Origin of the sequence: Bradyrhizobium semiaridum, from assembly GCF_020329505.1 — a bacterium.
GTDB classification, from domain to species: domain Bacteria; phylum Pseudomonadota; class Alphaproteobacteria; order Rhizobiales; family Xanthobacteraceae; genus Bradyrhizobium; species Bradyrhizobium semiaridum.
Genome location: NZ_JAGKJJ010000009.1, coordinates 121,091 through 140,139, shown reverse-complemented (window position 1 = coordinate 140,139; position 19,049 = coordinate 121,091). Strand labels below are relative to the sequence as shown.

General features: G+C 66.3%; 16 protein-coding genes and 1 pseudogene. 10 read left to right on the top strand and 7 right to left on the bottom strand.

Going from position 1 to position 19,049, the window contains the following annotated elements:
* Positions 1–83 precede the first annotated feature (83 nt).
* Complete coding sequence (locus tag J6500_RS13665; RefSeq protein ID WP_225713217.1) at positions 84–647, top strand: nitroreductase family protein; 564 nt, start codon at positions 84–86, stop codon at positions 645–647.
* Positions 648–799: 152 nt separating this feature from the next.
* Here J6500_RS13665 and J6500_RS13660 read toward each other — a convergent pair whose 3' ends face one another.
* Entirely contained in the window at positions 800–3,286 is a 2,487-nt protein-coding gene (locus J6500_RS13660) for a putative bifunctional diguanylate cyclase/phosphodiesterase (RefSeq protein WP_225713216.1), read from the bottom strand.
* 196 nt (positions 3,287–3,482) lie between these two features.
* Complete coding sequence (locus tag J6500_RS13655) at positions 3,483–4,565, bottom strand: RgsD C-terminal domain-containing protein (protein ID WP_225713287.1); 1,083 nt, start codon at positions 4,563–4,565, stop codon at positions 3,483–3,485.
* A 253-nt stretch (positions 4,566–4,818) separates the two neighbouring features.
* Between J6500_RS13655 and J6500_RS13650 the strand changes: the two genes are divergently transcribed.
* Complete coding sequence (locus J6500_RS13650; RefSeq protein ID WP_225713215.1) at positions 4,819–5,862, top strand: patatin-like phospholipase family protein; 1,044 nt, start codon at positions 4,819–4,821, stop codon at positions 5,860–5,862.
* A 3-nt stretch (positions 5,863–5,865) separates the two neighbouring features.
* On the opposite strand, the gene J6500_RS13645 is transcribed toward J6500_RS13650, so the two are convergent.
* Positions 5,866–6,294, bottom strand: a complete 429-nt coding sequence (locus J6500_RS13645; protein ID WP_225713214.1) for a CBS domain-containing protein — start codon at positions 6,292–6,294, stop codon at positions 5,866–5,868.
* A 187-nt stretch (positions 6,295–6,481) separates the two neighbouring features.
* Positions 6,482–7,282, bottom strand: coding sequence for a rhomboid family intramembrane serine protease (locus J6500_RS13640; RefSeq protein ID WP_225713213.1), 801 nt, complete (start codon positions 7,280–7,282; stop codon positions 6,482–6,484).
* 506 nt (positions 7,283–7,788) lie between these two features.
* Here J6500_RS13640 and J6500_RS13635 point away from each other — a divergent pair.
* From J6500_RS13635 to J6500_RS13625, 3 genes are all read left to right on the top strand, one after another.
* Positions 7,789–8,343, top strand: coding sequence for a PAS domain-containing protein (locus tag J6500_RS13635; protein ID WP_225713286.1), 555 nt, complete (start codon positions 7,789–7,791; stop codon positions 8,341–8,343).
* A 61-nt stretch (positions 8,344–8,404) separates the two neighbouring features.
* Entirely contained in the window at positions 8,405–8,845 is a 441-nt protein-coding gene (locus J6500_RS13630; protein WP_225713212.1) for a cupin domain-containing protein, read from the top strand.
* 284 nt (positions 8,846–9,129) lie between these two features.
* Entirely contained in the window at positions 9,130–10,860 is a 1,731-nt protein-coding gene (locus tag J6500_RS13625; protein WP_225713211.1) for an adenylate/guanylate cyclase domain-containing protein, read from the top strand.
* A gap of 1 nt (position 10,861) precedes the next feature.
* Here J6500_RS13625 and J6500_RS13620 read toward each other — a convergent pair.
* Positions 10,862–11,250: pseudogene (locus J6500_RS13620) on the bottom strand (ester cyclase).
* Positions 11,251–11,441: 191 nt separating this feature from the next.
* On the opposite strand from J6500_RS13620, the gene J6500_RS13615 reads away from it, so the two are divergent.
* Positions 11,442–12,584: a DJ-1/PfpI family protein gene (locus J6500_RS13615; protein ID WP_225713210.1), complete on the top strand. Its 1,143-nt coding sequence runs from the start codon at positions 11,442–11,444 to the stop codon at positions 12,582–12,584.
* A gap of 48 nt (positions 12,585–12,632) precedes the next feature.
* On the opposite strand, the gene J6500_RS13610 is transcribed toward J6500_RS13615, so the two are convergent.
* On the bottom strand, positions 12,633–13,790 hold the full coding sequence (locus J6500_RS13610) for an acyl-CoA dehydrogenase family protein (protein ID WP_225713209.1): 1,158 nt from the start codon (positions 13,788–13,790) through the stop codon (positions 12,633–12,635).
* A gap of 105 nt (positions 13,791–13,895) precedes the next feature.
* Between J6500_RS13610 and J6500_RS13605 the strand changes: the two genes are divergently transcribed.
* The 3 genes from J6500_RS13605 (at position 13,896) to J6500_RS13595 (ending at position 17,830) form a co-directional block, all read left to right on the top strand.
* Positions 13,896–14,801 carry a LysR substrate-binding domain-containing protein gene (locus tag J6500_RS13605; protein ID WP_225713208.1) on the top strand — a complete coding sequence of 302 codons (906 nt, stop codon included), beginning with the start codon at positions 13,896–13,898 and terminating at the stop codon, positions 14,799–14,801.
* 91 nt (positions 14,802–14,892) lie between these two features.
* On the top strand, positions 14,893–17,250 hold the full coding sequence (locus tag J6500_RS13600) for an Orn/Lys/Arg family decarboxylase (RefSeq protein ID WP_225713207.1): 2,358 nt from the start codon (positions 14,893–14,895) through the stop codon (positions 17,248–17,250).
* Between the two features lie 19 nt (positions 17,251–17,269).
* On the top strand, positions 17,270–17,830 hold the full coding sequence (locus J6500_RS13595; protein WP_225713206.1) for a GNAT family N-acetyltransferase: 561 nt from the start codon (positions 17,270–17,272) through the stop codon (positions 17,828–17,830).
* 180 nt (positions 17,831–18,010) lie between these two features.
* Here the strand turns inward: J6500_RS13595 and J6500_RS13590 are convergent, their stop codons facing one another.
* Positions 18,011–18,232, bottom strand: a complete 222-nt coding sequence (locus J6500_RS13590; protein ID WP_225713205.1) for a dodecin — start codon at positions 18,230–18,232, stop codon at positions 18,011–18,013.
* Between the two features lie 222 nt (positions 18,233–18,454).
* On the opposite strand from J6500_RS13590, the gene J6500_RS13585 reads away from it, so the two are divergent.
* Positions 18,455–19,027, top strand: a complete 573-nt coding sequence (locus J6500_RS13585) for an HdeD family acid-resistance protein (protein ID WP_225713285.1) — start codon at positions 18,455–18,457, stop codon at positions 19,025–19,027.
* The last annotated feature ends 22 nt before the right edge of the window (positions 19,028–19,049 follow it).

Genomic DNA, 19,049 nt, shown 5'->3' with positions numbered 1-19,049 from the left:
GTTCACAATCGGTCTAAAGAGGCTTTCGTCTGACAGGCAGTGCCCCCATCTTGGTGGCACTGCCCTACCTGAAGGACCCTTCCGTGCCCGATGCCATTGAACTTCTGAAGACCCGCCGCTCGGTGAAGCCGCGCGAGATGACCTCCCCCGGTCCGTCGGCCGCCGAGCTCGAGACCATCCTGACCATCGGCGCGCGGGTGCCCGACCACGGCAAGCTCGCGCCATGGCGCTTCATCGTGTTCGAGGACGATGCGAGGGCCCGCGCCGGCGACGTCATCGCAAAGGTGTTTTCGCGGAAGAACCCGGGCGCCCCGGCTGCCGACATCGAAGTCGAGAAGAAGCGCCTGACCGACGCGCCGCTCGTGATCGGCCTGGTCTCGTTTACAAAACCGCATCCGAAGATACCGCCGTGGGAGCAGGAATTGTCGGCGGGCGCCAGCGCGATGAACATCCTCACCGCGGCAACCGCGCTCGGCTATGGCGCCTGCTGGCTGACCGGCTGGTTCGCCTTCGACCGCGACGTGCTGGAGGGGCTCGGCCTGAAGCCGGACGAGAAGCTCGCCGGCCTGATCCATATCGGCACCCCGACCAAGCCAAGCGAAGACCGCCCGCGCCCCGCGCTGTCGGACATCGTGACGCGGTTCTAGCCGCGGGCGAGAAATCGTAGCCCGCATGAGCCAACGGGTCGCGCTCTTGTAGCCCGCATGAGCGGAGCGATATGCGGGACCGGCCCCGGGTATCGCTTCGCTCACCCGGGCTACAAGAGCTCTCGTCATTGCCTGTCTTGACGCGTGGCGAACTACGCCGCTTTCGACGCGCGCGCGGCAAAGCCCGTCAGCAGCGCCTCGATCTCGGCCGCCGGCCTCGCCGCGCTGAACAGAAATCCCTGCACCTCGTTGCAGCCTTCGGCGCGCAGCCAATCGAGCTGGTCGACGGTCTCGACGCCTTCCGCCGTCGTGGTGATCTTGAGACTGCGGCCGAGGCCGGAGATCGCGCGCACGATCGCGAGGCAATCGGAACGGCGCGCGAGGTCCTTCACGAAGGAGCGGTCGATCTTGATCTTGTCGAATGGAAAGCTGCGCAGATAGCTCAGGCTGGAATAGCCGGTGCCGAAATCGTCCATCGAGATGCTGACGCCGAGTTCGCGGAGCTGATGCAGGATCGCCAGGTTGGCCTCGGTCTCCGCCAGGAATACCGACTCGGTGATCTCAAGCTCGAGCCGGCGCGCCGGCAGACCCGAATGCGCCAGCGCCGAGATCACGGCCTGCACCAGGTTGCGGCTGCGGAACTGGACCGGCGACAGGTTGACCGCGATCTTGACGTCGGCGGGCCATTTCATCGCTTCGGTACAAGCCTCGCGCAACACCCATTCGCCGAGCGCGACGATTAGACCGATATCTTCGGCGACCGGGATGAATTCCGCCGGCGAGACCATGCCCTTCTGAGGATGCCGCCAGCGCAGCAGCGACTCGAAGCCGGAGATGCGGTCGGCCGCGATGTCGACCAGCGGCTGGTAATGCAGCTCGAACTCGCCGTTCGAGAAGGCGGCGCGCAGGTCGCGCTCCATGTCGCGGCGCTTCTGCGCCTGCTGATCCATCTCGGCTTCGAAGAAACGGTGCACGCCGCCGCCCTCGGACTTGGCGCGGTACAGCGCCATGTCGGCGTTGCGCATCAGCTCTTCCGAGGTCGCGCCGTCGCCCGGCGACAGCGCGATGCCGATACTGGCGCCGACCACGACCTCGAGGCCATCGATGTCGTAGGGCGCGCTCAGGACGTCGATGAGCCGCTCGGCAAAGGCGCTGGCCTCGTTCGGCGAGACGTCGGCCGCGAGCACGATGGCGAACTCGTCGCCGCCGAGCCGCGCCGCGATATTGTCGTCGCGGACCTCCGCGCGCAGCCGCTCCGCGACCTGCTTGAGCAGCCGGTCGCCCATCGGGTGGCCGAAGGAGTCGTTGACGTTCTTGAACAGATCGAGGTCGATGCCCATCACCGCGACGCGCCTGTTGCCGGAGTGGCTGCGCTCCAGCGCTTCGCTCAGGCGCTCCTGGTAGAAGTCGCGGTTCGGCAGATTGGTGAGGCCGTCATGATGCGCCATGTGGGCGATCCGCGCTTCGGCGGCACGCCGCTCGGTGATGTCGACGATCGCGACCAGATAGCCGTCGCGGCCCTCGAACGGCACCCTGCGCCCGAAGGTCAGCACGTGGATTTCGCTGCCGTCGGCCTTGATGTGCCGCCAGTCGCGGCTCGATTGATAGACGTCGCCGATATCGCGCAGCGCCGCGCTGTGCACGGCCCATTCATCCTCCGGCCAGATCTGGCGCAAGGTCATGCCGAGGAATTGTTCGCGGGTGTAGCCATAGTGCTGAACGGCGGCGTCGTTGACGCTCAGGAACGCCATCGTGTCGGCGTCGAACACCCACATCGGCATCGGGTTGTTCTCGAACAACAGGCGGAACGACACCTCGCGCCGCTTCAGCGCGGTGACATCGGTGACCGTCAGCGACAGCATGTCGCCGAAGGCGGTAACGCCGAGCCTGAGGCAGCGATCGCCGCTGTCGATCTCGAATTGCCCGCGGCGGCCGCCGCCGACGAAGCCGCGCAATCCGGAGATGACGTCCGGCGCGGCCAGCGGATTGCCGCCGGCGCTGAGCCGCTGCCACAGTAGGTCGGTCGCGGGCTGCATCAGGAGCCGCGCGGCGCCCTGGTTGAGATGCACGATCTGGAAGTCGGCCGCCTCGCCGCGCGCATCGCGGATCGCCGCCAGCGACAGCACCCCCTCGTCGGTGGCCGAGAAGATCGTGTCCAGCAGATTGTACTGCGTGTTGCGCTCGTTGACGTAGACGCCGACCAGCGTGCCGCCGCCCCAGCGCGAACGCGTCGGCAGCGCCAGCACGTCGTAGGTCCGCACCACGCCGTCACGCACGCAATGCGCCGAGGCGAGATAGGGACGGCAGTTCTCGTGCGCATTGGCAGCGGCTTCGGTCAGCGCGGTCGCGCAGTCCGGCGGCAGCGCGTCCAGCGTGATGTCCCAGCGCTCGTCGTTGAGCCAGCTCTGGACATAGCGTCCGGTGTGGGAGACGCGCAGCGCGCCGTCGACCTTGCGCAGCAGCACGATGTGATCCGCAAGCCGGCCGAGGCTGCCGAGCATCACGTCTTCATAGTGCGGCAGCTTCTCGCCCGGACGCACCGCCGCCTGCCACTTGCGTTGCAGCACCGCGACGTCGGCGAACATCTCGGAATTGAATTTGGCCGATGCTTTTGTTGATGTCTTGTTGGCCATGACCATGGCACGCCCCGCTCACCCAAACGCTGGTCCCCGCGGCATCCAAGTCAGCCGCGGCTTAACGCCATGTAAAAAGTGGGGATGCCGTGCAGCTTCAGGCCGATAATGACGGCAAAAACTGGCGCGATGGTTAGTTCGCGTTAGACACTATGACAGCTGCATGAAGCCGGCGCTGCCGAATACCAGCGCGCAGTGCGCATCAGCGCGCGATCACTTCGACCTCGCCGTCGACGCCGTTGACGACGTTGAAGGGACGTTCGAACACCTTGCCCTCGTTCTTCGCGATCGCGCGATATTCGCCTTCCGAGAGCACGACGCGCGGGAACGCGCCGATCGATTCCTTGATCACGTCGCCGCCCGGCGTGATCACCGACCAGGCGGTATTGGCGAGCGCCTCGCCGCCCTTCTCGCCGACCAGCTTGAGCGTGATGACGGCCGCGCGATGGGTAACGGTGACGTCGGTCAGCTTGCCGGCGGAGACGCGGATGTCGGAGCGCACCACCGAGTTGGCGTCGCCATAGTTGGAGACGATGTAGTAGGTGCCCTCCGGCAGCAGCGCGACGTCGCCGGCGGCGACGTTGGGCACCAGCGCACTGCGATCCGAGCCGTCGAACTGGCTGCCCTTGTAGATCGCAAAGGAGATCTGGTTGCCCGGGATCTTGCTGCCGCCGACGCGGCCCTCGATGCGCAGGCCGCCGGCCGGCAGCACGAACGCCTCGCGGTCGGTCTCCGATTTCAAGCTGACGGCGCGCACCGCGCTGACGAGGCCAAGCGCGACGTGCACGACATAGTTGCCGGGCGGCAGCACGATGTTAGGGGTCGCGCCGCGGTCCTCGCGGATCAGCTTGAAGGTGCCGTTCTCGTCCGGCTTGTCGGCGAACACCCGCCACACCAGCCCGCCATTGATGGTCGGCAAATCCTTGCCGTACTTCGCCGTCAGCGAGAGCACCGCTTGGCTCGCGTTCGGGTTCGGGCCGCCCGGCGCCGGTGCAGGCGGCGGCATGGTCGCGACCGATGGCTGGACGATGGTCGGCTGGGTCAGCGGGCCCGGCAGTGTCGGCCCGGCGCCGGCGCCGGACGGTGGTGCCAGATTGAGCGCCGGAGGCGGCTCGGGGACGGCGGCCGGCGGAACCGGCGGCGGCCGGTCGCTGAACCACTGGGCCGACGCGGATCCGGGGATCAGGGCCGAGACCACGATCATGGCGAGGACCGCAAGCAGCAGCAGCGGAAGCAACCGCATGCCCCGCCCGCATCCGCCGATGCCGTTGCCCCTCGAAATCATCGCCATGCTTTTCACCGAAAACGCGGCAAATTCAAGCCTTCACAGCCCCGGAAGGTCCCGGTCCCCAAGTGGAACCGGTCGTTCAAGCCGATGTTAGCCCACCGTCGCGGTCCAGTCACAATCCCTCCCTACCGCGGGTCAGAACGGCATGAATCGTGCCCGTAAAAGGATGCCCTGGAATAAACCATGACGACGGACGATTCTGGCATTGCCGCGCGGCCGGGCCTAGTCTTGCTCCGGCAGGAGATATGTCGTGTTGGATAGCTGGATGGGCCGAGGCCACAAGAGCTCCGACGGCCCCGACAAGATCGGACTGGGGCCCGTTCGCCGCCCGGTGATCGGGCTTGCGCTCGGCGGCGGCGCCGCGCGCGGCTTTGCCCATATCGGGATCATCAAGACCCTGCTTGCCCATGGCATCGTCCCCAACGTCGTGGTCGGCACCTCGATCGGCTCGGTGGTCGGCGGCGCCTACGCGGCCGGGCATATCGAGACGCTGGAGCAATGGGCGCGCAGCCTGCAGCCGCGCAGCGTGCTCGGCTATCTCGATATCCGCCTCAACGGCTCCGGCCTGATCGGCGGCGCCAAGCTGGCGGCCGAGATCGAAGCGGCGCTGGGCCAGGTCATGATCGAGGACCTCCCGGTCAAGTTCGCCAGTGTTGCCACCGAGGTGCGCACCGGCCACGAGATCTGGCTGACCCATGGCCGTGTGGTCGACGCCATGCGCGCCTCCTACGCCCTGCCCGGCATCTTCGCGCCGGTGCTGATCGGCGACCGCTGGCTGGTCGACGGCGCGCTGGTCAACCCGGTGCCGGTATCGGCGGCGCGCGCGCTCGGCGCCGAGATCGTGATCGCGGCGAACCTCTCCAGCGACGTGTTCGCGCATTCGACCACCATCTACAATCACGGCGCGTCGGCGCCAGCGCCCGAAGTGACGGTGGCGGTGACAGCGGAAGCCGAGATCGAGCCCGCGCCGCCGAAGCGCCGCTTCGGCCGGTTCTTCTCGGCCGAGCGCACCGTGAAGCGTGAATTCTTCGGCAGCGCGACCCGGCCGGGCATCTCCAGCGTGATGGTCGACGCCTTCAACATCATGCAGGACCGCATCACCCGCGCCCGCCTCGCCGGCGATCCGCCCGACATGCTGATCTCGCCGCGGGTCGGCCAGATCGGCTGGTTCGACTTCCATCGCGCCGACGACCTGATCGCGCACGGCATCCGCGCCGCCGAGCGGGCTATCGGCGCGATCGAGGAAGCAATCGAGATCCTGGTGCCGCCATCGACCGGCGGCGCGGGCAAATAGCGTTCAAGCCGTCTTGATGTAGTCGCGCAGCGCCTCCTGCTCGCGCTCATACTCCTGTACGCGGCTCTTGACGATGTCGCCGATCGAGATCAGCCCGACCACCTTGCCGTCCTCGACCACGGGCAGATGGCGGAATTTGCCCGTCGTCATCATCTCCATGATCGCGCTGACCGTATCGGACTCGCGGCAGCTCACGACCTTTTTGGTCATGACCGCACTGACCGGCTCGTCGAGCGCGGCGGCGCCGCGCTCGCTGAGCACGCGGACGATGTCGCGCTCCGACAGAATGCCTTCGATCCGGCCCTGCTCCATCACCAGCACCGCGCCGATCTTGCGCTCGCCGAGCAGCTTGATCGCGGCCGACAGCTTGGCGTTGGGCGCGACGCTCACGACCTGGTGGCCCTTGGCATCGAGAATGGAACGTACCGTCATTGTAGCCTCCCTGAATCCGTTCGCGTCCCCTTGAACCGGGATCGACCTGTTCGCCAGAGTCTTCAATCAACAGTTCCGCGCCGAATTCGGTTCCGCGGCGCGGGAGTTGCGCGGCTGTCTTTGTCAGCCGGCGCCATCTTGCGTTGCGATGATGATGGATGAATTCGATTGAAGCCGCAAGCGACGATCAGACGCGGCCGGACTGGTCCACCGACGACGACGCACCAGCCGCATTGTCCCGCGCGCGCGGCACAGGATCGAACAGCGAGAACAGCACGAGCCCGGCGAGGAAGCCGCCGATATGGGCCTGCCAGGCGACGCTGACATCGTCGCCGCCGATCGCCAGCGAGCCGACACCGAACACGATGTTGACGCCGAACCAGATCGCCAGGAAGGCGAGCACGCGCCCGTTGCGCAGCGAGCGCGACAGCGACAGCGCCGGCACCTTCGCCGCCGCGTCGGCATCGCCCCGGTTGAACGACAGGAAGCTGCCGCGCACGAAAGCAAAGCGGATCGCCGCCGCCATGGTGCCCGACACCGAGGCCGAGGCGCCGATCATCGGCGCGATCGCGTGCTCATGGGTGACGAGATGCGCCAGCGCGCCGGCGGCCGCCGTCACCGCCATGAAGATGAAGAAGCGCGCCGCGCCGAACCGCCGCGCCAGCGCGCTGCCGAACGGCAGCAGCCACAGCACGTTGAAACCGATATGGGTGAGGTTGGCGTGCAGCAGCGAATAGGTGACGAAGGTCCAGACCTTGGCGCCGGTCCCGCCCGGGAAGGTGATGTCGAGCAGCGTCGAGTCGTAGCGCTTGGGGATGAAGCCGAAGACGTCGATGGTCCAATTTTCCAGCTCCGGCGACAGCAGCACCCGCAGATGGATCACCGCGAGCAACAGGATATAGGCGGTGAGCGCCGGCGGCAGCGTCAGGATCGGTTCGCGCGGCGCCTCCGGCGGGGGCGCAAGCGGCGTTTCGGGATGGGGGTCCAAGGGAGCGGCGGCCTCAATACGAGTACTGAAGACCCAGATAGGCGGCTTTGACGGCCCTGTGCAAGTGCACAATCCCGAAATCGGACAGGTTCAGCGGCACAGCATCGGGCGTTGAGAGAACAGGCTAAAAGATAAAGGGAGGTGCTGAGAACACCTCCCTTATCCGGCTGATCTTATCGCGCCCTTGAAAGGACCCGGGAGCACATCCCCACCCCTCCCCACGCGACGACCAAACTGTTTGACACCACCTGTACACGTTGGAAGCGCCGACGCTTGGGGCTGCCGGCGCAAACGGGAACGGGCCGGACCCTAAACGGGCTAGCTGCGGCCGCCAAGCGTATAGTTAAATTTACGTTAACAACGCAAAGGTGTCGGTAACCCGCCGAAAGCGCGGCCACGGCATGGACGCTGCACAGCCTTCCCTGCACAACAGAGAAGGGAAGGCGCCTGCGCAAAACCGGGACAGATGTGTCCCGACGAGACAGGCGCCGGGCAAGGTTTTCGAGATGAAACACGAGTCCAGCCGCGAATTCTTCGCGTATTGGAATGCGAAACGCGGCAGTGCACGCGCACCTGACCGGAGCGAGTTCGATCCGTCGGCGGTGCGCGATCTGCTGGCCGATACCTTCGTGCTCTCCTATGACGGCGAGGCCGGCTATCCCTTCCGCGTCGCCGGCACGAGGATCTCCGCCCTGCTCGGCTGCGACCTCAAGAACTGCAGTTTTTCCACCCTGTTCAGCGGCGAAAGCCGCGGCGAGATCGAGGACATCGTCACCTGCGTGGCGGAGGAAACGTTGCCGGCGATCGCCGGTGTCACGGCAACCACAGAGAAAGGCGCGAAGGCGCATTTCGAATTGCTGCTGCTGCCGTTCACCGCCCGCGTCCATGAGCCGGTGAGTCTGACCGGGCTGCTCGTCCCGTTCGAAGACAACACGACCTGCGTCCGTGACTTGGCTCTGACCTCCTGGCGCTACCTGCACCCGCCGGAGCGGTTCGTGCCGCGTGCGCTGCGAAAGCTGGCGATCGCCCGCGGCTTCGTCGTCTATGAGGGCCTGCGCTAAGCTGGCACCCGCTCCCAATGCTGCTAAAGTGCCTCCGTTCACGAGATCGGAGCATGACTGCATGGACGCCGTGACGCCGCAGGGTGCCGACACCCACTCCCACATCGTTCGCCCCCAGAACATGGAATGGCAGCAGACCCGCTTCCCGGGTTGCGAAGCCAAGACGCTGCTGTTCGATCGCAAGACCGGACTGATGACCGCCCTGATGCGCTTTGCGCCGGGCGCGGTGCTGCCCGACCATGAGCACGTCAATATCGAGCAGACCTTCGTGCTCGAAGGCGCGCTGGTCGACAAGGAAGGCCCGGCCGAGGGCATGCGCTGCGGCGCCGGCGAGTTCATCTGGCGCGAGGCCGGCAGCCGCCATGTCGCCTGGTGTCCGGACGGCGGCCTGATGCTCGCGATCTTTCAGGTGCCGAACAAGTTCTTCGAGGCCGACGGCCGCGTGGTCGATGCCAACGGTCAGGAGTGGGACGAGGCCTGGGGCCATACGCGGAAGGCGTAAGGTCTTCCCCTGCCCTCTCGCGGGGGGCTCGTCGCCTAAATGCTGAAAACAACCCCATGCAAAGGAGCCGGGGCTGTCGGCGCTCGGGCACGGCGACTTGACACGTCGGGCAACTCAGCCGTATTATTCCATTATTCCGAAACTGTGCTGGCGCCCAGCCCGCTTGCCCCATCGCCTTCCAGAGGCGCGCTTGCGCGGTACGCCGCGGAACTCTATTAGCTGGTGCGCCGGGATGACGGGTCGCCGTCCCGCAGATGGCATCCGCGGCCGGGCTGGCGCAGGGCATGTTTCGAAGCTCGATCAGGCAGAAGATCGTCGGCATCGCCGCGGGGCTGATCATCCTCGCGGTGATCACGTCGGTACTGTCGATGGTCATGGCGGGCCGGGTCGGCCACCTGCTCGACGAGCTCACCAACCGCTACATCCCGGCGTACGGCCACCTCGCCCGCGTCAATGTCCGCTCGCTGGAGCGCTCGCTCGCCATGCGGCGGATGATGATGGCGAAGATGCAGGGCGACGAGGATGCGGTCTACGCCAGCGCGCGCAAATCGTTCGAGGAGATCGAGCCCCTGATCAAGCGCGAAGCCGATGCGGCCCGCGCACTGATCGACGCGATCATCGCCGATCCTTCGACGCCGTCGGACAATGCGGCGCTCGGGCGCCTCGACGACCGCATCGACAACGCGGTGAATGACCTGCTGGTGCGTCTGAACGCAGAGAACAAGACCCTGCTCGAGCAGATCGAGGCAAAGGACATCGCGGCCGCGCGGCAGACCACGCTGCGCGCCGACGCGCTCCGCAACGAGTTCAACACCAGGATCGACGCCATCCGCACCGACATGCTGGCTCAAGTCAGCTTCAGCGCCTGGAACGTGACGGCCGCCCAGCACCGCGCCATCATCGTCTCGGCCGTCGTCACCGGCATCGCCGCGATCCTCGGCTTCGTGTTCGCGATGCTGGTCGGCAGCGGCATCACCGGGCCGGTGATGCGGCTGCTGGAAGGCACCCGCGCGGTCGAGGCCGGCAAGCTCGACGGCACCATCACCATCACGACGCAGGACGAGATCGGCCAGCTCTCGGCCGCCTTCAACCGCATGATCGAGACGCTGCGCCACAACCAGCGTATCCGCGAAACCTTCGGCCGCTACATCAACCCGCGGATCGCCCAGGGCCTGCTCGAACAGCCGGCGATCGCCGCCACCGAAGGCCAGCGCCGCGTCATGACGGTGCTGTTCTGCGACATGAAGGGCTTCACCCGTCTGAGCGAGGGCGTGACGCCGCGCGGCCTTGTCAAGATCATGAACCTCTATCTCTCGACGATGTCGGAGCCGATCCACGCCCACCGCGGCATCATCGACAAATATATCGGCGACGCCATCATGGCCTATTGGGGCGCGCCATTCGTCGAGGAGACCGAGCAGACCCATCTGGCGGCGGTTGCCGCCATCGACATGATCGGCCGCGTCGCGCAGTTGCGCCGCGAATTGCCGGAGCTGCTCGGCGTGCGCACGATCCCGACCGACTGCGACGTCCGCATCGGCATTGCCACCGGCGAGGCGCTGGTCGGCAGCATCGGCTCCGAATTCATGATGAGCTACACCGTGCTCGGCGACACCGTGAACCTCGCCTCGCGGCTGGAAGGCGCCAACAAGTTCTACGGCAGCCGCTGCCTGGTCGACCAGACCACCGCCGCGGCCTGTGCCGCCACGATCGAGCTGCGCGAGATCGATCGCCTGGTCGTGCTGGGCCAGACCCAGCCGCAGACCGTGTTCGAGGTGATCGGCAAGAAGGACGAACTGACGGCGGCGCAGACGCTATTGCTGCAGCATTATGCGGAAGGCCTCGCCGCGTATCGGGAGCAGCGCTGGGACGATGCGGAACGCGCATTCGCAGCGGCGCTGGACGCCGTGCCCGCCGACGGCCCGTCGGCGGCCATGAAGGCTCGCGTCGCAGGCTTCCGGCAAAATCCGCCGGCGGCGGATTGGACGGGTGCCTGGCATCTCGAGCAGAAGTAGTTCACGGCAGCTGAGCCTCGATCGCCGTCTTGTCGATCACCGACCAGACCTGCACGATCTTGCCATCCCGAAACTCGTAGAAAACGTTCTCGCCAAAGGCGACGCGCCGGCCATTGACATCGAGGCCGAGAAATCTTCCTCGCGGCGAACAGTCGAAGGCGAGCCGGCTCGCGACTCGAGCCGCATCGCAAAGCAGCAGCTCGATGTTGAATCGAAGATCCGGTATGTCGCGAAATCCTGCTCCAGCATCGCACGATAGCCCGACAAACCGATCCGCCGGCCGTTGTGGGACACGTCGTCCCCGACGAACTCGCCGAGCCGCTGCCAATCCTGCCGGTTCAGGCAGGCGATGTAGTTCCGATAGGCGTCGGAAAGATCGGCTTCGCTCATGAATAACTCCCAAGGCCGCGCAAACTGCCATCCGGGCAGCGCTCCGGCGGCTGCACAATCAGATAGGCAGGAGCCGTTCACGTTTCATCGGCGCGTGTCCGTTTTTGCGGGAATTACGCCATTCCGATCGGTACTCCCGGCGCGTAGCTTGCAAGCAGGGCGACGCGAAGGATACGTCGAGACGCATCATCATGACCTGGCGGCTTCTTGCGTGGAGCGGCGTGGCCGTCGCCGCGCTGGTTCCAATCATCGGCGGCATCTGGCTCCTCACCCTTCCCGCTGCATCGGCCTTCAAGGTTCCGCTTCCGATCGCAGTAGCCGAGCATGAGGCGATGCTTGCTTCGCTGAAGCCGCCGAAGCGGCAGCGCCCGCTGATTGCGATCGTCGGCATCAACGACATGACCGAGACCACCGACTATCTGATGCCCTATGGCATTCTCAAGCGCGCCGACGTCGCCGATGTCGTGACGCTGGCGACCGCGCCCGGACCCGTGACGCTGTTCCCGGTGCTGAAGGTCGAGCCTGACACGACGACCACTGCATTCGACGACGCGCATCCCGACGGCGCCGATTACGTCATCGTGCCGGCGATGAGCCGCGACGACGATCCGGCCGTGGTGCAGTGGATCCAGCGCCAGGCTGCGAAAGGTGCAATGATCGTCGGCATCTGCGCCGGCGGCAAGGTTGTCGCGTCGACCGGCCTGCTCGACGGCAAGCGCGCCACCACGCACTGGTTCTACCTGAAGAACTGGCGGGACAAGCATCCCGCCATCAACTATGTCGCGGACCGCCGCATCGTGGTCGATCGCGGCGTCGCGACGACGACGGGGATTTCGGCGTCGATGCCGATGTCGCTCACGCTGATCGAGGCGATCGCGGGCCGCAGCAAGGCCGAGGCCATCGCGCGCGAGATCGGCCTGCCCGCCTGGGATGAGCGCCACGACAGCAGCGCGTTCAAGTTCGATCGGCCATTCGCGCTGACCGCGATCCGCAATACGCTGGCGTTCTGGAGCCACGAGCAGCTCGGCCTCATGCTCACGCCTGATGTCGACGAGGTCTCGCTCGCGCTGATCGCCGACGGCTGGTCGCGGACCTATCGCTCGCATGCCGTGACGTTTGCCGCGACGGACGCAGTGGTGACGAGCCGCAATGGCTTGCGCCTCTATCCGCAAGCGGTTGCGGCCAGTTGGCCCACTGAGCGCCTGCTGCCGGCGGTCGGCGCGATGCCCCCGGCGCAGGCGCTCGACCGGGCACTGGCGGGAATTGAGACGCGCTATGGCGCAGGCACCGCCGACTTCGTTGCCATGCAGCTGGAATATCCGAGACGTCAATAGAAGCCCGCCTGCGGTGAGGTACGCGGCTTCGCCGAACCGCCCTCAGGCTCAGAACCGCGTCGTGCCGAGTGGAAGTCCGAGGCTCACGCGTCCGGCGAGCACATAGCTGTTCGGGGTCATCGCGATATGCTTGATCGCGGCCTGAACGTCGCGGATCGAACGTTCGAGCGTGCCGGTCTCGAAGATCGCCGCCGTTCCGGCCGCTGCCGCGATCATCTCGACCACGCGCGCCGCGCTCTCCGCGGCGTTGGCGCAGGCAACCCGGAACAGCACCCTTGCCTCAACGAGGCGATCGCCTCCGGCATCGACCGCGGTCATCAGTTCGGTCATCGCCTCGACCAGCAGCGCCCGCGCAGACCGCACGGCGGCCTCGGCGCGGCCGACCATGGCCTGGACCAGTTCACCGTCGCGGAGCTGGCCACCCCCACCCATCCGCGGTTTCTTGCCTGCGAGCGCAATGAAGGCGTCGAGTGCGCCGCGCGCGATCCCGAGCGGGACCACGGAGACCGTCCACGGAAACGCGGACAGCGCCGGCAGGCGGTAGATTACCGCGGCTTGCGTCGGCTGGAAGTCGATCAGGGGGTGGACGTGGCTCGCGGGCACGAAGCTGTCCGCAACCTCGAAATCGCAGCTTCCGGTCCCGCGCAGCCCGGACACGAACCAAGTGTCGTGGACGCGGACCTCGGCGCGATCGAAATAGCAGCACAGCGACGGGCCGTCCTTGCCATCCGCGCCCTTGACGCTGGCAAGCCCCATGAACCGCGTCGCGTGATGCGCGCCGCTGCCGAACGGCCAGCGACCGCTGACCCGAAAACCGCCATCGACCTCCACGGCCGTTCCGACCGCGCCGGTGGCGCTGGCGATGAACACCATCGGATCGGCGAACCAGCTCCGCACCACGTCCGCGGGCAGATAGCCGCCGATCCGGCTCATGCCGGCGCCGTTGCCGACCAGCCAACCGACCGAGCCGTCAAGCGCGGACGCCGCCTCGACGATCGTCATGAAGTCGAAGGGCGAAAATTCCGGCCCGCCAAGCGCCTTCGGCAGATACAGCCGAAACAGTCCGGCCTCCGCCAGCGCGCGGAAAACGGCATCGGGCAGCCTTCGCTCGCGATCGAAATGCTGACGTTGCTCGGCGATCAGCGGCGCCAGCCGCGCCACCGCGGCGAGATGATCCGCAACACTGGCTTCCGCGCGTGCATGCATGGTGCGCCCTCCAGTCGAAACCCGCGGATTGTCGGTCAACATGTCGCGCCACGCAAATCCGAAGAATTCAGTCGCAGATGAGCTGAATTCATCTAGACTTCGGCCATGCGCAAGCTTCCTCCGCTGACCGGGCTGCGCGCCTTCGAGGCCGCCGCGCGCCACCTTAGCTTCAAGGCCGCCGCAGCCGAGCTGCGCGTGTCGCCGACCGCCATCAGTCATCAGGTCAGCCTGCTGGAGCGCCACTGCGGCCAGTCGCTGTTTCGCCGCCAACCACGGCCGCTGGCGCTCACCGCGGCGGGACAGACGCTGTTTCCGGTGGTGCGCGACGCGCTCGACGCCTGCGCGGAAACGCTGGAGCGGATGCGGACTGGAACGGCCGGCAAACGGCTCCGGGTCACCGCGACCAACGCTTTCACCGCACGCTGGCTGCTGCCGAGACTGGCGAAATGGCGCCAGGCCCATCCGCGTTTGAGGCTCGAGATCGTCGGCACCGATGCCGTGCTCGATCTCGCAGGCGGTGAGGCCGACATCGCGATCCGATACGCGCGCAAGCCGCCGGCCGAAGGCGCCATCGAGCTGTTTCGCGATCAGTTCCATGCGGTGGCCAGCCCGGCGCTGATCGGCGCATTGCGACGACCGCTCAGTCCCGTGCAGCTGACGGCATTCCCCCTGATCGAGGCCGAATGGCCAGCCTCCGATCGTGCCGCGCCGCGCTGGGAACGCTGGATTCAGGCGGCCTGCCGGCGCGGCAATGGCACCGCGACACCGGCCGCCGTACCCGGCCTCACCTTCCGCGAAGAACTGCACGCCATCGAAGCCGCCATCGCCGGCCAGGGCATCGCGATCTGCAGCGACATCCTTGTCGCGCCGGAGCTTGCAGACGGCCGGCTCGTCGCCGTCTCGCGAACGACGCTGCCGGGATACGGCTTCTACATCGTGCACCGGCCGGACCATCCGAAACGCGACGCCATCAAGGCATTCACCGAATGGGCACGAGCCATGGCGCGCTGACGCCAGCGCAGTCACACGACGCCCGCATTCTGTCATCCCTTTGTCATGAATTGTGCCGACACGTCTGCGCCAGCACAGATCGGGGACACGCATGGACTATTTCAAACGCTTCAACTTCCTGTTCGCCGCGCCGGTTTTCGAGGCCGACGATCTCGAGGGCATCCGTTTCAACCAGATCATCACCGAAATCGAGCGTTCCGGCTTCGAGGTGGTCCGCGCCCGCAAGCTGGAGGATGCCGAGATCGCGGTGCAGACCGATGCCGCGATCGGCTGCATGGTGGTCGACTGGGGCAAGAAGGGGCTTGAGGGCAAGACCGCGGCACTGATCAACCTGATGCGCCGCCGCGGCCTCGACTTCCCGATCATCCTGTTGATCCGCCGCAAGCGGTTCGAGGACCTGCCGGTCGAAGTGCTGGATTTCATCGACGGCTACGTGTTCCTGTCCGAGGAGACACCGCCGTTCATCGCGAAAAACCTGATCAGCCGGCTCAAGCAATATGCGGAGACGCTGAAGACCCCGTTCTTCGGCGCGCTGGTCGATTACGCCGAGGAAGGCAACCAGCTCTGGACCTGCCCCGGCCACAATGGCGGCGTGTTCTACAGCCGCAGCCCGATCGGGCGGGTGTTCGTTGAGCATCTCGGCGAGGCCGTGTTCCGCGACGACCTCGACAATTCCGTGCTCGACCTCGGCGACCTCCTCACCCATGAGGGCCCGGCGCTGCGGGCGCAGAAGGAGGCGGCGCGGATCTTCGGCGCGGAGAAGACCTATTTCGTGCTCAACGGCACCTCGACCTCCAACAAGGTCGCGCTCGGCTCGCTCGTCACCGACGGCGACCTCGTGCTGTTCGACCGCAACAACCACAAGGCCGCCCACCACGGCGCGCTGCTGCTCGGCGGCGGCATCCCGGTCTATGTGCCCACCGTGCGCAACGCCTGGGGCCTGATCGGCCCGATGCGCTGGGACCTGCTCGACGAGAGCGCGTTGCGCGACGCCATCCGCAAGCATCCGCTGGTCAAGGACGAGAACGCCTGGAAGAAGGAGCGCCCGTTCCGCGTCGCCGTGGTCGAGCAGTGCACCTATGACGGCACCATCCACTCCGCCGAGATGATCCTGAAGCGGATCGGCCATCTCTGCGACTACATCCTGTTCGACGAGGCCTGGGCCGGTTTCATGAAATTCCACCCGATCTATGCCGGCCGCTTCGCCATGGGCCTGTCCGACCTCGGGCCGGAGGCGCCCGGCATCATCGCGACGCAATCGACCCACAAGCAGCTCGCGAGCTTCTCGCAGGCCTCGCAGATCCACATCCGCGACCGCCACATCAAGGGCCAGAAGCGCCGCGTCGAGCACCGCCGCTTCAACGAAAGCTTCATGCAGCACGCCTCGACCTCGCCGTTCTACCCGATCTTCGCCTCGCTCGATGTCGGCGCGCAAATGATGAAGGGGCGCTCCGGCGAAGTCTTGTGGGACGACACGATCCGGCTCGGCATCGAGCTGCGCAAGAAGATCCGTGCCGTCAAGCGCGAGTTCGAGGAGAAGGAGACGCGGCCGGAGCGGCGCTGGTTCTTCGAGCCGTTCGTGCCGGACCGCGTGAAGATTCCCGACGTCGCCCGCGACGGCGGCGTGCACAACGTCGCCTGGGATACGATCTCGACCGATCAGCTCGCGACCGATCCATCGCTTTGGCAGCTCAGCCCGGGCGAGACCTGGCACGGCTTCCCCGAGCTGACCGCGGGCTTCGCCATGACCGACCCGAACAAGCTCACTCTGCTGACGCCGGGCTTCGATCACGCCACCGGCGCCTACGCCGATCACGGCATTCCCGCGCCGGTCGTGGCGCAATATCTGCGCGAGAACCAGATCGTCGCCGAGAAGAACGATCTCAACTCCCTGCTCTTCCTCTTGACGCCCGGCGTCGAGGCCAGCAAGGCCGGCACGCTGGTGTCGGGCCTCGTCGCCTTCAAGAAGCTGCACGACGACAACGCGCTGATCGAGGACGTCATCCCCGAATTTTTCCGCCGCCGTCCGCAGCGCTACGCCGGGGTGCGGCTGCGCGACCTCTGCGGCGACATGCACCGCTTCTTCCGCGATGGCGGCGTCTCGACCTTGCAGGCCAAGCAGTTCCTGCCCGAACACCTGCCTGAGATGGCGATGTCGCCGCGCCAGGCCGCGCAATATCTGATCCGCAACGACGTCGACTATTTGCCGATCGGCGAAATCTACGGCCGGGTCGCCGCGACGCCGTTCGTGGTCTATCCTCCGGGTATAGCCACCATCGTTCCCGGCGAGCGACTGACGGAGCGCAGCAAACCGATGATCGACTATCTCAAGATGTTCGAGGCGAGCTTCAACGCCTTCCCGGGTTTCGAGGTCGAGGTCCAGGGCATCTACAAGGAAATCGACGAGTCCGGCCGGGTCCGCTTCTACACCTATGTCGTCGCCGAATGATCGACGGGACGTTGCGATAATGGAGAATGATTACGAGATCACCGTCCGTGCCTCGCGCGACAGCGACGTCGATGCGATGCTGTCGATCTACCGCCACCACATCCGCCGCGGCGTCGAGGAGAGCGTCGACGACAGCGGTACGCCGGAGCCCGACGATTTGCGCGACCGCCGCAAGAATTTGCGCAACACCCGCCTGCCGCATCTCGTCGCGGTCTGCGATGGCGAGGTGGTCGGCTATGCCTATGTGGTGCTGTTCCGCAAGCGTCCGGCCTATCGCTACACGGTGAAGCACTCGATCTACGTGCATCACCGCGTCACCGGCAAGGGTGTCGGCGGACGGCTGCTGCAGGAATTGATCGACACCTGCGCCGCGGCGGGCTTCCGCCAGATGATCGGCTATATCGACAGTGACAATGCCGCCTCGCTCAAGCTGCACGACCGCTTCGGCTTCGCCCGCGTCGGCCATCTGCCCGGCGTCGCCTATCGCTACGGCCGCTGGTCCGACACCGTGATGGTGCAGCGCTCGCTCGCCGCCGGCGCCACCGCCCCGCCGCCGCCCGCGCCGCTGTCGCGGCGGTGAATGGGGGCTGTCACTTCGCGCCACGCTTGGTCTGCGAGGCTCACCAACTCTCCTGTCATTCCGGGGCTCGCGAAGCGAGAACCCGGAATCCATTTCACGGCAAGCCATGCGGCTTGATGGATTCCGGGCTCGTGCTTCGCACGCCCCGGAATGACGACGCGGATGGCAGGCGCGGCCGCGCTACTCCAGCGTAAACCCGACCCGCAGCGTCACCTGGTAGTGGCGGACCTTGCCGTCTTCGATGTGGCCTCGGGTCTGCACGACCTCGAACCATTTCATCTCGCGGATGGTCTTCGAGGCGCGGCCGATCGCGTTCTCGATCGCTCCCTCGATGCTTTTCTCCGATGATCCGACCAAATCCAGGATCTTGTAGACGTGGTCCTTGTCGTGAGTGGCAGCCATCTCGACCTCCTCTGTGATTTGCGTGCGATGGATGTGACCGATCGTCTCCTCAGCTTCCAGAATGCCGTCGGCCGGCCGCCATTGCTGCGCGGCGGCACACCCGGACGTGTGGGTTAACGTGTCGCGGCGCTGTCGGTGCCAACCGTGTCACCCGCCTTGCCGGCGCGGTCACCTATGGTAGCATGGTCTGGTGCAGTTAACGGGAGCGATATCATGTCGACCATGTCCAGCTCACCTGCCACGCCGCCCCACAGCCTCGGATCGGGCCTTGCCAGCTTGCGCGCCAAGTGGGGCTGGATCGTCGCGCTCGGCGTGATTTACCTGATCGCCGGCGTGCTCGCCTTCGGCAGCATCTTCTTTGCGACCGTCGTCAGCGTACTGTTCGTCGGCGCGATGATGATCGTCGCCGGCGTCGCGGAGATCGTCAACGCGTTCCAGTTCAAGTCGTGGGGCAAGTTCCTGCTCTGGATGCTGCTCGGCGCGCTCTATGTCATCGCCGGCTTCATCACCTTCGAGAACCCGCTGCTCGCCGCGGTGACGCTGACGCTGTTCCTCGGCGTCGCGCTGGTGGTCTCCGGCATCGTCCGCATCTTCCTCGCCTTCGGCATGAATGCCGCATCGCCCTGGGGGCTGGTCGCGCTGTCAGGCCTGATCACGCTGGTGCTCGGCGCGATGATCCTCGCGGGCTGGCCGGTCTCGAGTCTCTGGGTGCTCGGCATCTTCCTCAGCGTCGACCTGATCTTTGCCGGCGTCGGCTGGATCACGATGGGCATGGCGCTGAAGCGCAGGGCGTGAGGCGGGGATCGGCCGCTGCGTG